At 70.6% G+C, this 16,041-nt stretch carries 15 protein-coding genes; 5 read left to right on the top strand and 10 right to left on the bottom strand.

Annotation, left to right across the window (positions count from 1 at the left end; genetic code table 11):
* From ACFV88_RS14280 to ACFV88_RS14250, 7 genes are all read right to left on the bottom strand, one after another.
* The coding region (locus tag ACFV88_RS14280) for an ATP-binding protein (protein ID WP_385490155.1) at window positions 1-446 on the bottom strand (446 nt) is incomplete at its 3' end.
* A 339-nt stretch (window positions 447-785) separates the two neighbouring features.
* Window positions 786-2,504 (bottom strand): type VI secretion protein, encoded by a 1,719-nt coding sequence (locus ACFV88_RS14275; protein ID WP_385490152.1) that lies wholly within the window; start codon window positions 2,502-2,504, stop codon window positions 786-788.
* A 175-nt stretch (window positions 2,505-2,679) separates the two neighbouring features.
* Entirely contained in the window at window positions 2,680-4,089 is a 1,410-nt protein-coding gene (locus ACFV88_RS14270; protein ID WP_385490149.1) for an ATP-binding protein, read from the bottom strand.
* Window positions 4,090-4,339: 250 nt separating this feature from the next.
* On the bottom strand, window positions 4,340-5,893 hold the full coding sequence (locus tag ACFV88_RS14265) for an SCO6880 family protein (RefSeq protein ID WP_385490208.1): 1,554 nt from the start codon (window positions 5,891-5,893) through the stop codon (window positions 4,340-4,342).
* Window positions 5,894-5,904: 11 nt separating this feature from the next.
* The gene (locus tag ACFV88_RS14260) at window positions 5,905-7,209 is read right to left on the bottom strand and encodes a hypothetical protein (RefSeq protein ID WP_385490206.1); all 1,305 of its coding nucleotides are present in this window, start codon (window positions 7,207-7,209) and stop codon (window positions 5,905-5,907) included.
* 127 nt (window positions 7,210-7,336) lie between these two features.
* Window positions 7,337-8,206: a hypothetical protein gene (locus ACFV88_RS14255; RefSeq protein ID WP_385490147.1), complete on the bottom strand. Its 870-nt coding sequence runs from the start codon at window positions 8,204-8,206 to the stop codon at window positions 7,337-7,339.
* Window positions 8,207-8,541: 335 nt separating this feature from the next.
* Window positions 8,542-8,850 (bottom strand): hypothetical protein, encoded by a 309-nt coding sequence (locus ACFV88_RS14250; protein WP_385490204.1) that lies wholly within the window; start codon window positions 8,848-8,850, stop codon window positions 8,542-8,544.
* A gap of 432 nt (window positions 8,851-9,282) precedes the next feature.
* Here ACFV88_RS14250 and ACFV88_RS14245 point away from each other — a divergent pair, with 432 nt between their 5' ends.
* Window positions 9,283-10,308, top strand: a complete 1,026-nt coding sequence (locus ACFV88_RS14245; RefSeq protein WP_385490144.1) for an NlpC/P60 family protein — start codon at window positions 9,283-9,285, stop codon at window positions 10,306-10,308.
* Window positions 10,309-10,704: 396 nt separating this feature from the next.
* Window positions 10,705-11,406, top strand: a complete 702-nt coding sequence (locus tag ACFV88_RS14240; RefSeq protein WP_385490142.1) for a phosphatase PAP2 family protein — start codon at window positions 10,705-10,707, stop codon at window positions 11,404-11,406.
* A gap of 63 nt (window positions 11,407-11,469) precedes the next feature.
* Here ACFV88_RS14240 and ACFV88_RS14235 read toward each other — a convergent pair whose 3' ends face one another.
* The gene (locus tag ACFV88_RS14235) at window positions 11,470-13,056 is read right to left on the bottom strand and encodes an FAD-binding oxidoreductase (RefSeq protein WP_385490139.1); all 1,587 of its coding nucleotides are present in this window, start codon (window positions 13,054-13,056) and stop codon (window positions 11,470-11,472) included.
* Between the two features lie 148 nt (window positions 13,057-13,204).
* Window positions 13,205-13,384, bottom strand: coding sequence for a hypothetical protein (locus ACFV88_RS14230; protein WP_385490137.1), 180 nt, complete (start codon window positions 13,382-13,384; stop codon window positions 13,205-13,207).
* A gap of 135 nt (window positions 13,385-13,519) precedes the next feature.
* On the opposite strand from ACFV88_RS14230, the gene ACFV88_RS14225 reads away from it, so the two are divergent.
* Both ACFV88_RS14225 and ACFV88_RS14220 read left to right on the top strand, forming a co-directional pair.
* Window positions 13,520-14,362 carry a hypothetical protein gene (locus ACFV88_RS14225; protein WP_385490135.1) on the top strand — a complete coding sequence of 281 codons (843 nt, stop codon included), beginning with the start codon at window positions 13,520-13,522 and terminating at the stop codon, window positions 14,360-14,362.
* A 164-nt stretch (window positions 14,363-14,526) separates the two neighbouring features.
* Entirely contained in the window at window positions 14,527-14,730 is a 204-nt protein-coding gene (locus ACFV88_RS14220; protein ID WP_385490133.1) for a hypothetical protein, read from the top strand.
* Window positions 14,731-14,807: 77 nt separating this feature from the next.
* Here the strand turns inward: ACFV88_RS14220 and ACFV88_RS14215 are convergent, their stop codons facing one another.
* Window positions 14,808-15,197: a metal-sensitive transcriptional regulator gene (locus ACFV88_RS14215; RefSeq protein ID WP_385490130.1), complete on the bottom strand. Its 390-nt coding sequence runs from the start codon at window positions 15,195-15,197 to the stop codon at window positions 14,808-14,810.
* Window positions 15,198-15,415: 218 nt separating this feature from the next.
* Between ACFV88_RS14215 and ACFV88_RS14210 the strand changes: the two genes are divergently transcribed.
* Complete coding sequence (locus ACFV88_RS14210) at window positions 15,416-16,036, top strand: DUF47 domain-containing protein (protein WP_385490127.1); 621 nt, start codon at window positions 15,416-15,418, stop codon at window positions 16,034-16,036.
* Window positions 16,037-16,041 lie beyond the last annotated feature (5 nt).

The following is a 16,041-nucleotide window of genomic DNA, read 5'->3' as shown; positions in this document are numbered from 1 at the left end:
TTCCCAGACCTTAGGGTCTGGGAACCACTCCTTTTTTGTTGCCCTCTTTGAGGCGACGAAAGTACGGAGGCGGACGGCTCGGTACGGGGCGACGGGCCGCTGCCGGGCGTGCCGCCGGTGTCCGTGACGGTGATGCTGACGAGTCCGGTCTCGTACCGGACCTGCACCTCGGCCGCGGCTCCCGGGCCCGAGTGCTTCATGGTGTTGGTGAGGGCCTCCTGGACCAACCGGAACACGGCGGGTTGGAGGCCGGGCGGGGCGTGAGGTGTCACGGAGCGGGCGGCCTGCTGCACCCTGTGGATGAACTGGGTGGGGACCGGCTTGCCCGCGGCGGCCGTTGGCCGCGTGGGACCAGCCTCCGGCGCTCCGGGTGCCGGCAGGGCGTGGGCCCGCGGATGGGGTGGTCGAGGGGTGGCGACGGTGTCGTACGTTCTTGTCGTGCGCACCTGGCCATCGTCGTACGGGGCGGGCCCGCCGCACATCGCACCACGGTCGTGGAACACCTTCCCCTGACCTCGTACCCGGGTACTACGGACACCGATACCGCAGGGGGCACTCCGCCGGTCGGTTCCGGAGCACAGGAGTACCGCAGTACGAGATGAAGTCGCTACCCCAGTGTGATGTCCCCCGGCCCTCCACCATGGTCCTCTTCTCCTGCTCGGGTACGAGCCCGAGCGTGCCAAGCGTTCCGAGTGAACCGCTCACGACGGTGCACGGGAGCGAACCAGTCCAGGAGAGAGGTGCCCCGATGACGACGGCGAAGTGGCTGGTGCTGGACCGGCGGATCAGGCAGGGAGTTCGTCCTCGGGCCAACGGGCCCGGGCCTGCTCACGGGAACGGAGGAGCGCCAGTGTCGGCAACCCCCGCTCTTTCCCCGCGGCGAGCAGGGAGGGTAGCTGGGGGATGGGCGCGACCGCCGCCACATCGTCGAGGACGAGGGCGAGTGGTGGGTCGAGCCGACCGGAGGATGACCGTTCGGCCATGCGCCGGCCGTGCTCGACCACGCTTGAGGCCAGAGCCGTGAGGAGGGGCATGGCTCCGGGGCGGAGCTTGGGATCTTCGATCGCCTCGCCCACCAGATAGATCGTGCCCCCTTCGGACACGAAGGAATCCAGTGCGAGCGCATCAGTTCTGTTGGGCGTGCACGCCTCGCGGACGTTCACGGTGAAGAGGGAGGAGAGAGTACGCGCCGTCAGCTCCTGAGCCATGTCCCTGCGTTCGGGGTGAGCGGTGAGCGCCGCTTCCAGTTCGCCCGCGCTGCCGGACGCGGCCTTGGGGTTGGTGCGCAGGGCGCGAACCGCCTCCTGGACCTGATTTCCCTGTGCCCACCGGTGGACGTGACGGAACTGGCGTCCGTCGACCGCGGCGGCGTGGAGGAAGCAGCGCATCAGGGTCTCGGCGGTATCGGCCACCGCCGCGTCCAGCTTCGCGGTGGGCCTCGTCGGAGCGAGTAGTGCCCTGGCCCGCTGCGCTGCCGTCTCTCGGTCCTCGCAGCCGTTGCTCGGTGACCAGTGCAGGCGGGCCGGGGTGTCACAGAGGTGAAGGGGGTCGTAGAGGAGGACGGGGCCCAGTTTGGCGCGGGCGTCCTTGGTGTCTTCCCACAGGGCGGGAGCGGAGGTGATGACGAGCGCGGGGCCTTCCGCGTCCCGTACTGCCTGGGCGGCCACCGGGTGGCGGTCCCGCGGAGGCCCCAGGACCAGGGGTCCGTGTGCGGACGGTACGAAGGCGTGGACGGGGGCACCCGGATCGGGGCCGTTCGGTCCGGTGGGTGGCACGACACTGCTTGTGGACCGCGGGCGGCGTGCCCCGGACGCATCGGCTTCGGCGGCGACCAGCGCTTGGGCTTGTGCCTGTTGAGGTTCCGACAGCTCGCTGAGCGGGGTATCGGCGCCACGAGGGGGGAGGGGGCGGGGGGTGGGGGAGGGGGGAGCCCCCCGGAGCGGCTTCTCCAAACGGTGCCGCTCCCCCGCTTCCCCCACATACCGTGCCCCGTTCCGGTGATCCGCGGGAACGCCGCCGTCTCCGTACTGCCGGCGCTCGTCGTACTCGTCCTCGTAGCGGGTGTGGGGGCCGCGGTGGCGGGCGACCTTGCGGGCGTGGGCACGTTCGGCGCGGGTGAGGCCGGTGCGCAGGCGCTCGACCAGTCCCATCACGAGGAACCCTGCGACGACGAGCAGGGCGGTCTGAACGGCGAACAGGGTCCAGAACAGCTCGTGGCCGGGGAGCTGCTCGGCAGGGGTGGCGGGCCAGGCTCCGGTCACGTCCTGGGGGTTGGTGATCAAGTGGCGTAGCGCGGCGGGGGTGTTGTCGAAGGTGATCGCGGTGGGCCAGGAACCGTGTGCCAGTCGGCCGGCGAGCCCGGTGGAGGACCAGATGAGTAGCGTTGCGCAGAGGAGGGCGGCGAGGCCGCCCACGAGGAGGGAGTCGGGCACGCCGCGTCCGCCCTGCCCGCGGTCGCCGTCGTCGTACGGGGCTTCGTACCTCCTGCGGTCATGCCGGGGCATCAGGACACCGTCCGGTTCCGCATCGCTCCTCCGCTCACACCTGTACCACTGTCCACAGTCGCCCCCGTGCTCACACACGTATCCCGGCAGATATGGCGTTGACTCGCCACCGTTGCCGCCCCCGCTCCTGTCGCTCCTGCTGGTGCTGCTGCCGGGGTTCGGGCCGGGGCGCGGGTCATGCGACGGTCGATTCGGACGCGTCGCCCCACTGTTGTTCCACGAAGGCTGCGGCGCGGTGTTCCGCTTCGAGTTCGGCGGCGTGCAGGGCCTCGTCGTGGGTCGCGGAGGATTCGGTCATGGCGCGGTCGGTGAAGACGAGGGGGCGTTCGGCTTCGGTGACCAGGTGTTTGACGACCTGGACGTTCCCGTTGACGTCCCAGACGGCGATGCCCGGGGTGAGGGTCGGGATGATCTCGACGGCCCAGCGGGGCAGGCCCAGCACCCGGCCGGTGGCCCGGGCCTCGTCGGCCTTCTGGGCGTAGATGGTCCGGGTGGAGGCCATCTTCAGGATGGCCGCTGCTTCCTTCGCGGCGGCGCCGTCGACGACGTCGGACAGGTGGTGGACGACGGCGATGAACGAGAGGCCGAGGCGGCGGCCGAACTTCAGCAGCCGCTGGAAGAGCTGTGCGACGAACGGGCTGTTGATGATGTGCCAGGCTTCTTCGACCAGGAAGATGCGCTTCTTGCGGTCGGGGCGGATCCAGGTGTGTTCCAGCCAGACGCCCACGATGGCCATGAGGATGGGCATGGCGATCGAGTTGCGGTCGATGTGGGAGAGGTCGAAGACGATCAGCGGGGCGTCCAGGTCGATGCCGACGGTGGTCGGGCCGTCGAACATGCCGCGCAGGTCACCGTCGACCAGGCGGTCCAGGACGAGGGCGACGTCGAGGCCCCAGGCACGGACGTCGTCGATGGCGACGTTCATGGACTGCGCGGATTCCGGTTCGGGGTGGCGGAGCTGTTCCACGATGTCGGTGAGTACCGGCTGCCGGTCCAGGATCGTTTCGTTGACGTAGGCGTGGGCGACCTTGAGGGCGAAGCCGGACCGCTCGTCGAGCCCGTGTCCCATCGCGACCTCGATGATGGTGCGCAGCAGGGCGAGCTGTCCGGTGGTGGTGATCGACGGGTCGAGCGGGTTGAGGCGGATGCCCATGTCCAGGGCGGCCGTCGGGTCGAGCCGGATGGGCGTTATGCCCAGCTCCTGCGCGACGAGGTTCCATTCGCCGACGCCGTCTTCTCCCTGGGCGTCGAGGACGACGACCTGTCGGTCCCGGAACCGGAGCTGCCGCAGGACGTAGGTCTTCTCCAGGGCGGACTTGCCGTTGCCGGACTCGCCGAGCACCAGCCAGTGGGGCGCCGGGAGCTGCTGCCCGTACAGCTGGAAGGGGTCGTAGATGTAGCCCTTGCCGGAGTACACCTCGCGGCCGATGATCACGCCGGAGTCGCCGAGGCCGGGTGCGGCGGTCGGCAGGTAGACGGCCTGGGCCTGGCCCGTGGAGGTGCGCACGGGCAGTCGGGTCGTTTCCACCTTCCCGAAGAGGAAGGCCGTGAACGCGTCCGTAAGGATGGACAGCGGGTCCCGCATCAGTTCATCAGCTCCCGTCCACACACATCACCCTGTCCCCGCTCATCGCTCATCATCGGTGGGTCCGGTTCACGTTCGCTGGCCTGGTTCGCGTGTTCACTGACCTGGTTCATGTTCGCTGGGGTCTGGTTCGTTTCCTGGACCCGGTCCACGTGCATGGCCTGGTCGTTCCCGTGGTGCGTGCCCTCCGTGGCGTGCAGGGCCGTGCGGTGGGGCCGGGTCCGTGGTGGGCCCGGCCGGGGTGGTTCGGCTATTTGCGGATGCCGGTGGCGAACGGCAGGGTGTTGACGAAGGCGCGGTGGTGTTCGCGGTCGCACCACTCCAGCTTGAGGTACGACTTGCCGGCGGAGGCGCGGATGGTGCGCTTGTCGCGGGCGAGGGCCTCGGGGGAGCGGGCGGACACGGTGATGTAGCCGACGAGGTTGACGCCGGCGGCGCCGGAGGCGAGGTCCTCGCCGCGTTGGTCGAGTCGGGAGTGGGCGGCGATGTCCCGGGGGTCGACGGTGCGGTTCATCTTGGCGGCGCGGCTGGCGTCGGCCTCGTCGTTGGTCTTCTCGGTGAGCATCCGTTCGATGGCGATCTCGGTGGGTTCGAGGTCCATGGTGACGGCGACCGTGCGGATGACGTCGGGGGTGTGCACGAGGAGCGGCGCGAGGAAGTTCACGCCGACGGGGGTCATCGGCCACTCCTTCACCCAGGCGGTGGCGTGGCACCAGGGGGCGCGGGTGCTGGACTCGCGGGTCTTGGCCTGGAGGAAGGTGGGTTCGACGGCGTCGAGTTCGGCGGGCCAGGCGTTGCGCTTGGTCATGGCCTGGATGTGGTCGATGGGGTGGTCCGGGTCGTACATGGAGTGCACGAGGGAGGCGAGGCGGCTCTGCCCGAGGGGTTGGCGCAGCCGGATGTCGGCTTCCTGGAGGCGGGAGCAGATGTCGGTGAGTTCACGGGCCATGACGACGGCGAGTCCGGCGTCGCGGTCGAGTTTGCGGCGGCCGGTCTGGGCGCGGGCGGCGCGGGCCATGGCGTTGGCTTCGGCGGCGAGTTCCCGGCTGTGGTGCATGCAGGCGACGAGGTAGGCGCGGTGCTGTTCGCTGCTGGTGGACACCATGGACTGGAGTTGTTCGTAGGAGTCCTGGAGCCAGCCGGGGGCGTGGGTGTCGCCGCGCTGGGCGACGTCCTTGGCGTGGGCGTCGGGGTCGGCGGGCAGGGTGCGGGCGAGCATCTGGATGCGGGTGACGAAGCCGTCGCCGTTGGCCACGTGCTTGAGGAGGGTGCCGAAGCGGTCGACGAGGGCTTCTTGGTCCTCGGAGTCGCGCAGGCCGACGCCGGGGCCTTCGATTTCGATGGCCGCGGTGATGGTCTTGCGGTCGGCGTGGAGGAGGACGGCGATCTCGTCGGGTCCGAAGGGGGCGGAGAGCCAGGCGATGCGGCCGATGCCGGGCGGCGGACCGATTTCGACTTCGTGGCCGTCGACGCTGATGCCGGCTTCGGGGGCCGCGGAGCGGTAGGTGGTGCCTCGCTTGAGGTGCCGTTTGAAGCTGCGGTTGATCTCGAACCACTTGTAGAAGGTGCGCCGTTTGTAGGGGACGTAGACGGCGGCGAGCGCGAGCAGGGGGAAGCCGAGGAGCAGCACGATCCGTAGGGACAGCACGGGGACGAGGAGTCCGCTCATCATGCCCATGAAGGCGCCGGCGATGATGAGGGCGATCTCGCCGGTCTCTCGGTTGCGGCCGACGACGGCGTTGGGCCGGGCGCGGCCGATGAGATAGGTCCGGCGTGCTGCGGCCGGGTGGGACGCGTGGGACAGCGATTCGGTCGTCAACGTCCTTCACCTCCCGTGCGGTTGGTGCTGGCGTGCGGGCTGTTCATGGGGCTGGAGCGGGGGGCGGGTGCGGAGGCGGGGGTGGTGCCGCCGCCTTGCCCGCCCTGGCCGCGGCTGCTGTGGGCGGCGACGCCTCCGCTGACCGGGTTGCTGGGGCGGGGGGGTGCTCCGCCGCCGCCGTGGTCGGCGCGGGTGCTGTGGGTCTTGATGCCCTGGGAGACGAGGGCGGCGGGGGAGCTGATGACGGCGGCGGCGCGGCTTTCGGCGCCGTGTTGGATGCGGTTGTTGCGGGAGTTCGCGATTTCGTCGCCGAAGCCGGGGACGAAGCGGTAGATCATGGCGCTGGCGAAGATGGCGAGCAGGATGATCGCGAGTCCGGAGACGACGGCGGAGAACGCGTCGGGTCCGTCGTCGGAGCTGGAGAGGGCGCCGGCGAGGCCGAGGACGATCACGATGACGGGTTTCACCAGGATGACGGCGATCATGATGCCGGCCCAGCGGCGTACGTGGCCCCACAGGTTCTTGTCGACGAGTCCGGCGTAGACGACGGTGCCGAGGAGTGCGCCGACGTAGAGGAGGGCGGCGCGGATGACGAGTTCGAGCCAGAGGACGCCGGCGGCGAGGACCGAGACGAGGGAGACCACGATCAGCATGATCGGTCCGCCGCCGATGTCGTCGCCCTTGGTGAGGGCTTCGGAGAACGAGCCGAAGAACACGTCGGTCTGGCCGCCGGTGGCCTTGGCGAGGACGTCGGTGACCCCGTCGGTGGCGGAGACGACGGTGTAGAGGATCAGCGGGGTGAAGGCGGAGGCGATGACGGTCAGCCACAGGAACCCGACCGCTTCGGACAGCGCGGTGCCCATCGGTACTCCGCGGACGGCTCGTTTGGCGACGGCGAGCAGCCACAGCAGCAGGGTGAGGATGCTGGAGGCGGCGAAGACGACGGCGTACTGCTTGAGGAAGGTGGGGTTGGTGTAGTCGACCTCGGCGGTTTCCTTGACGGCCTCGGACAGTTTGTTCACGGTCCAGGCGGCGGCGTCGGCGCAGCCCTTGGCGAGGGCGTTCAGGGGGTCGAGGGCGTCGCCGAGGGTGTCCGCGGGGTTGTCGGAGGAACCGCTCCCGCCGCCGTCGCCCTGGCTGCCGTTCTCGCAGTAGTCCCGTGCGGGCCCCTGGACGAGTTCGCAGTTGTCGTTGGTCTCCGACGGCGACGGAGTCGGAGTCGGGGCGGCGGTGGCGCGGGTGGCCAGCAGGAGAACGGGTAGGAGGGCGGCGGTCGGCGCGGCGATGAACGCGGCGGCGATCCGGGACGGGTGACGGTGGGTCCGTCCGCTGCGGTGCGCGGTGGACGCGCGGGTTTCCGGCTCCTGGGGGAGCGGGGCGCCGGAGCGTCCCGTTCCGGGTGGGGTGCCTGTCCGCACAGGTGAACGGCTACCGGGCATAGGTGAACCCTCCGTACCCCTCGACTGCCTTGGCGATGTCCTCCGCGCTGGACGCCCGGTTGTCGCCGGGGACCGGTGCGGGGCCTTGCTTCTGGGAGTGCGTGGCGACCTTCCAGTCACCGTCGGTCCACTCCAGGTTCAGGGTGAGGGTGAACCAGGTGTGGGTGACGGGGTTGGTGGAGCCTTCCCCGGCGAGGCCGAGGAGTCCGCTGCACCAGACCTCGACGGTGGCCCGATCGCCCTCCGCGCTGGTGGCTTTGGTGCCGATGGGGGTGGTTCGGGACACGAAGGTGTATCCGGTGGGGGTGGTTCCGTCGTCGTTGAGGCCGACGGCCTGGTGGAAGCCTGGGGAGTACGCCTTGTCCAGCGTGGATTCGAAGCCGGGCACCTTGGAGGGGACGATGATGGTGCGCAGGACCGCGGACCGTTTGGCCTGGTCGAACATGTCCGCCGAGCCGAGTGCGACCGCGTAGTTCGCGGCGGCCGACTGCGCCCCCTGCGCGTCGCGGGCGAACCCGGTCGCGATGCCGCCCTGCTGGCCGTCGACGGGCCGGGTGCCGCTCGCCGCGGTGGAGTCGGCCTTGGGCCGCTCGGTGTCGGGGCGGGCCGTTGACGGTTCGTCACCGCCCCGGTTGGCGAAGGCGATCGCGGCGATCAGGAGGACGACGATCCCTACGACGGTGACGAGGCCGCGTGACGAGGAGCGGGCGGGTCTGCGGGGCCCGCCCTGGCGGTCGTCGGCGTAGTCGGGCAGTCGGGTCCGGGTCTGGCCGCTGCCGCCGGGCCCGGACCTTCCGTACGGATCGGCGTGGCCGTCGCCGCGGCCGGGGTCGCCGTAGGCCCCCTCGTCCGGACTCATCGCGGGTGGGTCCCCTCCGTGTCGTGCCGGTCGCCGTCACCGGTCGCGGTGCGGGTACGGATATCCGTACCGCGTGACGCGTCCCCGTACCGACCGGTTCCGTGGCCGGTGCGTTCGCGCGGTCCGGCGCCCCCGTGCCCGGGTGTGTCGCCGGGGTGTGCACGGGGTCGTGCTGGTGTTCGCGGGGACGCGGTGTGGTGACGTGGCATCAGGGGACGCAATCTCAGCGGCGGACGGGTGGGCGGGGGCGGCCGGGGCGTGCCCCCGCGTGCGTCCCACCGGTGGGTGCGGGTCGCAGGGCGCGGCGTCGGGGGTGCGGTGGCGGGGTCACACGGTCAGACGGCCATTCCGTACACGATGGTGAAGACCGTGCCGAGCGATCCGATGATGAAGACACCGGTGAGGCCCGCGACGATGAGTCCCTTGCCCTGCTCCGCGCTGAAGGTGTCGCGCAGTGCCGTGGCGCCGATGCGCTGCTTGGCCGCGCCCCAGATCGCGATGCCCAGACACAGCAGGATGGCTGCTGCCATCACCACCTGGATCATCACCCGTGCCTCGTTGCCCAGGCTCCCGAAGGGACCCCAGTCCGGGGCGATCCCGCCGATGATGGTGGTGATGTCGCCCTTGTCGGCTGCCCTAAACATGTAACTCACCGCCCCTGTATGGGTAGTTCCTGAAACCCCTGCGAGGGTGCAGAGGGCACGCTCATTCTCGCTGACGAATCCGCCTCAGCATGTCGACTTGGCGTCTTTGGTCGGCGGGTTTCGTACAAATTATTGTTCATCGGCTCACGCGGGGGCGTGAAACGGCATACAAGGGACTGTTTGATCACTCTGTGTATCATGCGGCGTCACGCCGGGCAATGATGGCCTTGCGCAACCTCACATCTGTTGGCTCGTTAGACCCTTTTCCCCTCCGTGGCGTGCCCTGCACCTGTTGCGGGTGTGCGCCGGGCGGCCCTCATGGTGCGTGCAAGGGCGCATCGGAGCGGTCCGCACCCCCTCGTTGCGCTCCTGTCGGGCCGTGGTGCCGGGCCTACACTGGCCGGCGGCGGACTCGCTGGCGCTGAGGAGGGGTTGACGGTGCGTAGGGCGCGTGGGGCCTGGCTCGTCGCCGGTGCCGTCGTCAGCGGTGGGATCGGGTTCGTGATGCTGTTGGTCGTCGCCACGTTCCTGGCCGCGGGGAACCTCGCGGGCGGTGGTGGTGGTCAGGGGGTCGGGCTGGCGAAGGGCGCGGTTCCGGCCGCGTACCAGCCGTTGGTGGAGAAGTGGGGCAACCTGTGCGCCGCGATCAACCCCGCGCTGCTCGCCGCCCAGCTGTACCAGGAGTCGGGTTTCAACCCGAGGGCGCAGAGCCCCGCGGCGGCGCAGGGCATCGCCCAGTTCATCCCCGGCACCTGGGCGACGCACGGCGTCGACGGGGACGGGGACGGGGACCGGGACGTCTGGGACCCGAAGGACGCGATCCCGTCGGCGGCCTCGTACGACTGCGCACTCGCCAAGTACGTGAAGGACGTGCCGGGCGACCCGACGAAGAACATGCTGGCCGCGTACAACGCGGGCCCGTACGCCGTGATCAAGTACGGCGGGGTCCCCCCGTACCGCGAGACCCAGAACTACGTGAAGATCATTACCAGTCTCCAGGAGAGCTTCGCGCGGCCGGTCGGCCGGGTGGAGCCCTCGCGGCAGGCGGCGGGGGCGATCCACTACGCCCAGGGGAAGCTCGGTACGGACTACCTGTGGGGCGGTACGGGCACGGCCGCACAGGGCGGTCGCTTCGACTGCTCGGGGTTGACGCAGGCCGCGTACCGGAGTGTGGACATCGAACTGCCCCGGGTCGCCAATGACCAGTACAACGCCGGGCCGCACCCCTCGCGGGACGAACTGCTCCCCGGTGACCTGGTCTTCTTCTCGGACGACCTCACCAACTCGCGGGCCATCCGGCACGTGGGGATCTACGTGGGAGGCGGGTACATGATCGACGCGCCGAGGACGGGTGCCGTGATCCGGTTCACCCCGATCGATACGCCGGACTATTTCGGGGCGACCCGGGTGACCCAGGACGGCGCGGAAGCGTTGCCGACGCGCACCCCGTCGACCTGAGGAGACCCGTCGTGACCAGGGGCGGGGCGGCGTGTGGGACGGCTGCTCAGGCGTGTGATGATGAAGATCCGCGCGCATCGAGTGGCTGGAATCCTCCCTCCGGCGCCCGTCCCTGAGCTGCGATGACGAATCTCTCTTGGGTAACGTCTCAGTGATCTTTCGGTTGAGAGCGGAACGCGTCCCCGGGGGTTGTGCGTTCCTCGTGTACGTGGCCCCCGGGGCCGTCTCGGACACCGGAGCGGGAGACCGCCCCGGCCGGGACCGAGGGACGGGCAGACGCCGGACGAACCGGCGGTGACCGTCCGACGTGACACGAGGATCAACGGGGGTTGGTCGGTGAGGCGCACAGCCGGGTGCGCCCGCAGTAGCGATGCATGACGAAGGGGCCGCGGCACCATGGCTGGACTCGAAGACTCCGGGTCGAACCCCGATGTCAGCCTGCTCTACGAGATCAATGGCCTGGCCAAGGACGCCCCGACCTGGTTCGACGACATCATGCACTACGTCGGCGAGTACGGGCTGATGTTCGCCCTGGTGCTGCTCGGGGTGTGGACCTGGTGGAAGCTGCGGGCCCGTGCGGGTTCGCTGGACGAGGCCGCGCAGTCGGCCGCCGCCGTCATCTGGGTGCCCCTGGCCGCCGCCATCGCGGTCATCGTCAACATCCCCATCCGCGGCTTCGTGGAGCGACCGAGACCGTTCAACGACCACGAGGGCCTGGAAGTCCTCATCGAGGGCAAGACGGACTACTCCTTCGTCAGCGACCACTCCACGCTCGCCATGGCCATGGCCGTCGGCATCTTCATCGCCCACCGCAAGTACGGGCTGATCGCCATCGTGATGGCGTTCTTCGCCGGGGTGTCCCGCATCTACATGGGCGTGCACTACCCCACCGACGTCATCGGCGGATTCGCCCTCGGCACGGCCGTCGCCCTGCTGCTCGCACCGCTCGCCGCGATGCTGCTCACCCCGCTCACCCGGGCGATCGGGCGCTCCCGGCACGGCTCCTGGCTGATCATGCCCCGCTCCGCCACCGATGTTTCCCGTGAAACATCCGGCACCCCCGGCTCCCGCTCCGAGGAACGCGACCTCGCCGCCTGACGCCGACCCCGGAGACCCCTGTAGCCCCCGTGCGACGGCGGCGCTACAGGGGCGACTGCGGCACTACAGGGACTGCGGGAAGGTGAAGAAGCCCGACGGGTCGTACGTGGCCTTCACCGCCCGCAGCCGTCCGGCCGCCGCCCCGTAGTAGGCGGTGCGCCAGTCGGTCAGCGCGGCATCGGTGTAGTTCTGGTAGGCGGCACCGGAGGCGTACCGCCGCATCGCGGTGTGCGTCCCGTCGAGCCAGCCCGACGCCGCGGTGCTCGCGGTTCCCGGGGCCCAGGACACCAGGTACTGGGCCAGCATCCGGGAGCGACGGTGGACGAAGGCCGTCGCGGTCGGGGCGACCCGGTTCACGGCCCCGCCCAGCGCGGTCAGCGAGACGCTCCCCGCCCCGCCGCGCACCCCCTCGATCCGGCCGAGCAGGGTCCGCACCCCGGCCTCGGACAGCGACCGGTCGAAGAAGTCGGACCGGGCCGCATAGGTCTCCCGGCCCAGCGCACCCCGCGGGGAACGCCCCGGGACCTCCCCCGGCAGTCGGCACTGCGCCGCCTCGCCGAAGCCCGAGCAGCCTGCGTACACCTCCATCGCCGCCGCGTACGACAGGCGCCGCAACCGGACGCTGCTCGCCGAGGCGCCGATGCGGTCGGCGAGCCGGTCCACCGCGTTCTGGAGCTCGCCGTACGTACCGAGCGAGAAGCAGTTGACCGCCACGCGCGGGGCGCCGCCCGGCGAGCGGGTCAGGTGCAGCGAGGACCAGATCTCGTCGGGCTGGGCGGGCCCCCACGCCTGCCACGCCTTCAGGACGGCCGCCGCCCGGGCCCACGGCCAGGTCAGCCGCCCCGAGACGGCGCGAGGTGCGGGACGGGTACGGAAGCGGAGTTCCGTGACGACGCCGAAGTTGCCGTTGCCGGCGCCGCGCAGCGCCCAGAACAGGTCACGGTTCTGCTCCCGGTCCGCGACCAGCCGCTTGCCGTCGGCGGTGACGATCCGCGCCCCGATGAGGTGGTCGCAGGTCAGCCCGTAGGCGCGGGACACCACACCGTGGCCGCCGCCGAGGGTGAGTCCGCTGATGCCGACGGTCGGACAGGAGCCGGCCGGGACGGTCACCCCCCGCGCGGCGAGCGAGCGGTAGACGTCGATGAGCTTGGCCCCCGCGCCCACGACGGCATCGGCGCCGTCCGCGCGGATCCGGGACAGCGCGGACACGTCGACGATCAGTCGCCCGTTGCCGGAGGACCAGCCGGCGTACGCGTGGCCGCCGCTCCGGATCGCCACCTGCATCCGCCGGGCCCGGGCGTACGCGAGGACGGTGCGCACGTCCTGTTCGTGCCGCACGTAGGCGACGGCGGCGGGGCGCAGCCCGTCGAACCGGGTGTTGTAGAGGACCCGGGCACTCTCCCAGACGCGGTCGCCGGGCCGCACCAGCGTTCCGTCGAGGTCCCGCGCCAGGTCCCGCCACCGTGCGGGGACCCTGGTGGGCGCCGCGCGGGAGGCGGAGGCGAGCGTGGCGGGTGCGGCCGTGCTCGGTGTCGGGGAGGTGCGGGTGCCGACCGCTGCTCCGTCGTCCCGGGCGCCACCGCCCGTGCAACCCGCCAAGGTCGTCACCGTGATCGCCGCGCCCGCGCCGATGAACCCGCGCCGTTCCATGTCCGCCTCCCCCCGGGGCCCGGTCGCCGGCACGCGGTGTGCGTCGCCCCGCCGCCCGTCCGGCGCGCGACCGCCCGCCCCCCACGCCCGTTCGTCCGTCACCCCCGTAGAGCTGCGGCGGTGACGTTCGGTTCCCGGGCGGGCGGGTTCAGCGCAGGGGGCCGGTCCGGTGTCCCTCGGCGTCCGAACGGGCCTTGCTCCGGGCACGGCGGGCCGCGCCGCGCCAGCCGCAGCTACAGCGTGCGGTGACGAAGCGGCCCTGCTCCACGGTGGTGGTGCGGTGCTCCGCGGCGGTGGGGGGTTCGGTGAGATCCAACTCGTGCGCCACGGTTCCACGGTAGCGCCGCGGGGGCGCGGTGCGAACCCGAGCGTGACGGGCGCCGGGACACGTCGTTAGGCGGGACGACACAGCACGGTGCCCTGACTCGTATCGACAGCTTCTCGACAGCCATGGGGGTCGGCGATGGTGGTGCGGCAGTACAGGCGGAGCCCGGGCGCGGTCGTCGCGGCCGTCGCCGTGACGGGGCTGCTCGCCGGGACCACCGGCTGCACCGGGGCCGGGGTCGTCACCGGGCAGTTGCCCCCGGCCGATCCGGTGGACGCCGTGCACCGGGCCGCCGCCCGGCTGGTGGGTGCGGGGACCGCCAAGGCCCGCACCGCGATGGACATGGCGACCGGCGGTACGCGGGTCACCATCCGCGGCGAGGGCGTGTACGACTTCGCGCGGCGGCTCGGTCGGTTGCGGGTGGTGCTGCCGCAGGACCCCACCGGAAGCCCTCGTCAGCGCCCCATCACCGAACTGTTGGCGCCCGGGGCGCTGTACATGAAGAACCGGGGGGCCGGGGTGCCCGCCGACAAGTGGGTCCGGGTCGACACCGCGTCCGTGTCCGACGGGAACCTGGTCACCGGCGGTGTCACCGATCCGTTCGCCGCCGCCGAGTTGCTGCGTGGGGCCCGTGCGGTGCGGTACGTGGGGGAGACCAGGGTGGCGGGGACGCCGGTGCGGCACTACCGGGGGACCGCGGACCTCGCGCGGGCGGCGGCCGTGGCGTCCCGGGAGACGAGGAGCGCCCTCGCCGCGGCGGCCAAGGGCTTCTCCACCCGGGAGGTGCCGTTCGACGTGTACCTCGACGAACAGGGGCGGGTGCGGAAGGTACGGCACCAGTTCAGCTTCGTGAACGAGCGCCACGCGGACGCGGTGGCCGTCGCGTCTACGACGCTGCTGTTCGGGTTCGGCGCACCGGTCGACGTACGGCTGCCGGACGCGGGGGACATCTACGCGGGAAAGATCGCGGAAGGGGCGTGAACCGGTGCTGCGCGCGGAGTGCGCGGCGCGCGAGCCGCGGCAGGACGCGGGAAGGCGCAGAAGGGGCGTAGTCGTCAGGGCGGGGCGGAAATGGTCCGTCCGTGCCATGCGCGGTGTGTAGTCGCTGCCTACTCTAGGAAGTCGGTGGCGGCCAGGAAGAGGTGATGTGTGTGGCTCCGTCCAGTGGAACGGCAGTGCAGGACCACGTCGCTCTTGCTGAGATCGAGCTGTGCGGCGAGTTGATCATCGCTGCGAGTGCGTCGCACGAGGAGCGGTTGAGTGTGGCCCTCATCGACGAGGTGCTGCGGGTGCACCGTGCGGCGGACGAGGAGCCGGTCGTCGGCAGGACCGACGGCCGGACCGGGTGACCGCACGGCGTACGGCGTTCGCCTGACCGCGTGCCGGTGTCGAGCCGCACCGGTACGCGGTCAGGTCGCCGTACGGATCAGGTGCGGAGCAGCCGGGCGATGGCCTTCGACGCTTCCTCGACCTTGTCGTCGATCTCCGAGCCGCCCTTGAGGGCCGCATCGGCGACGCAGTGCCGCAGGTGCTCCTCCAGGAGCTGGAGGGCGAAGGACTGGAGGGCCTTGGTGGAGGCGGACACCTGAGTGAGTATGTCGATGCAGTAGGTGTCCTCGTCCACCATCCGCTGTAGGCCGCGGACCTGCCCCTCGATCCGCCGCAGCCGCTTGAGGTGCTCGTCCTTCTGCTTGTGGTAGCCGTGGATGCCCAGGTCGTGGTCGGTGATCAATTCCGTGGTCCCCTCGGTCGCCGCCGCGCTGGATCCGGAGCAGCAGGCGCCGGTCGTCGTCGAGTCGGTGTCGGTGCTCGCCATGGCGTCCTCCGTACTGTCGCCGCGCGGAGCGGCAGCCTTAAGGTTGTATACCCCTAGTGGGTATATGGTACCGAACTTTTCCGGGTACGGGACGGTTGGACGGACCCGGTGCCGTCCGGTGCGTTCCATGAGCGACACTGGTGGAACGCCGGTTAGCGTGACTGGATGATGCGCCTGGCATCAACCTGACCGAAACCACAGCATCCCGAGGACCCCACGTGCGTTTTCGTCTGACCCCCAGGGAGACGAGCTTCTACGACATGTTCGCCGCGTCCGCGGACAACATCGTCACCGGCTCGAAGCTCCTGATGGAACTGCTCGGGGCCGACGCGTCCGATCGGGCCGAGATCGCGGAACGGATGCGCGCTGCCGAGCACGCGGGCGACGATGCCACCCACGCCATCTTCCACCAACTGAACTCCTCGTTCATCACCCCGTTCGACCGTGAGGACATCTACTCCCTCGCCTCCTCCCTCGACGACATCATGGACTTCATGGAGGAGGCCGTCGACCTGGTCGTCCTCTACCAGGTCGAGCAGCTGCCGAAGGGCGTGGAGCAGCAGATCGAGGTGTTGGCGCGGGCGGCCGAGTTGACGGCCGAGGCGATGCCGCACCTGCGCACGATGGAGCACCTCACCGAGTACTGGATCGAGGTCAACCGGCTGGAGAACCAGGCCGACCAGATCCACCGCAAGCTGCTCGCCCACCTCTTCAACGGCAAGTACGACGCCATCGAGGTGCTCAAGTTGAAGCAGATCGTCGATGTGCTGGAAGAGGCCGCCGACGCCTTCGAGCACGTGGCGAACACGGTGGAGACCATCGCCGTCAAGGAGTCCTGACCTTC

This window comes from Streptomyces sp. NPDC059816, assembly GCF_042732055.1.
GTDB lineage: Bacteria > Actinomycetota > Actinomycetes > Streptomycetales > Streptomycetaceae > Streptomyces.
Note: the sequence above shows the minus strand (reverse complement) of the source record. Positions and strands in the feature narration are given on the sequence as shown.

What these genes read in the sequence shown, in the direction of transcription:
- ACFV88_RS14275 (WP_385490152.1), bottom strand. Translation starts at nt 2,504, where the DNA reads ATGCCCCGGCATGACCGCAGGAGGTACGAAGCCCCGTACGACGACGGC.
- ACFV88_RS14235 (WP_385490139.1), bottom strand. Translation starts at nt 13,056, where the DNA reads ATGGAACGGCGCGGGTTCATCGGCGCGGGCGCGGCGATCACGGTGACG.
- ACFV88_RS14225 (WP_385490135.1), top strand. Translation starts at nt 13,520, where the DNA reads ATGGTGGTGCGGCAGTACAGGCGGAGCCCGGGCGCGGTCGTCGCGGCC.
- ACFV88_RS14250 (WP_385490204.1), bottom strand. Translation starts at nt 8,850, where the DNA reads ATGTTTAGGGCAGCCGACAAGGGCGACATCACCACCATCATCGGCGGG.
- ACFV88_RS14220 (WP_385490133.1), top strand. Translation starts at nt 14,527, where the DNA reads ATGTGTGTGGCTCCGTCCAGTGGAACGGCAGTGCAGGACCACGTCGCT.
- ACFV88_RS14215 (WP_385490130.1), bottom strand. Translation starts at nt 15,197, where the DNA reads ATGGCGAGCACCGACACCGACTCGACGACGACCGGCGCCTGCTGCTCC.
- ACFV88_RS14240 (WP_385490142.1), top strand. Translation starts at nt 10,705, where the DNA reads ATGGCTGGACTCGAAGACTCCGGGTCGAACCCCGATGTCAGCCTGCTC.
- ACFV88_RS14270 (WP_385490149.1), bottom strand. Translation starts at nt 4,089, where the DNA reads ATGCGGGACCCGCTGTCCATCCTTACGGACGCGTTCACGGCCTTCCTC.
- ACFV88_RS14255 (WP_385490147.1), bottom strand. Translation starts at nt 8,206, where the DNA reads ATGAGTCCGGACGAGGGGGCCTACGGCGACCCCGGCCGCGGCGACGGC.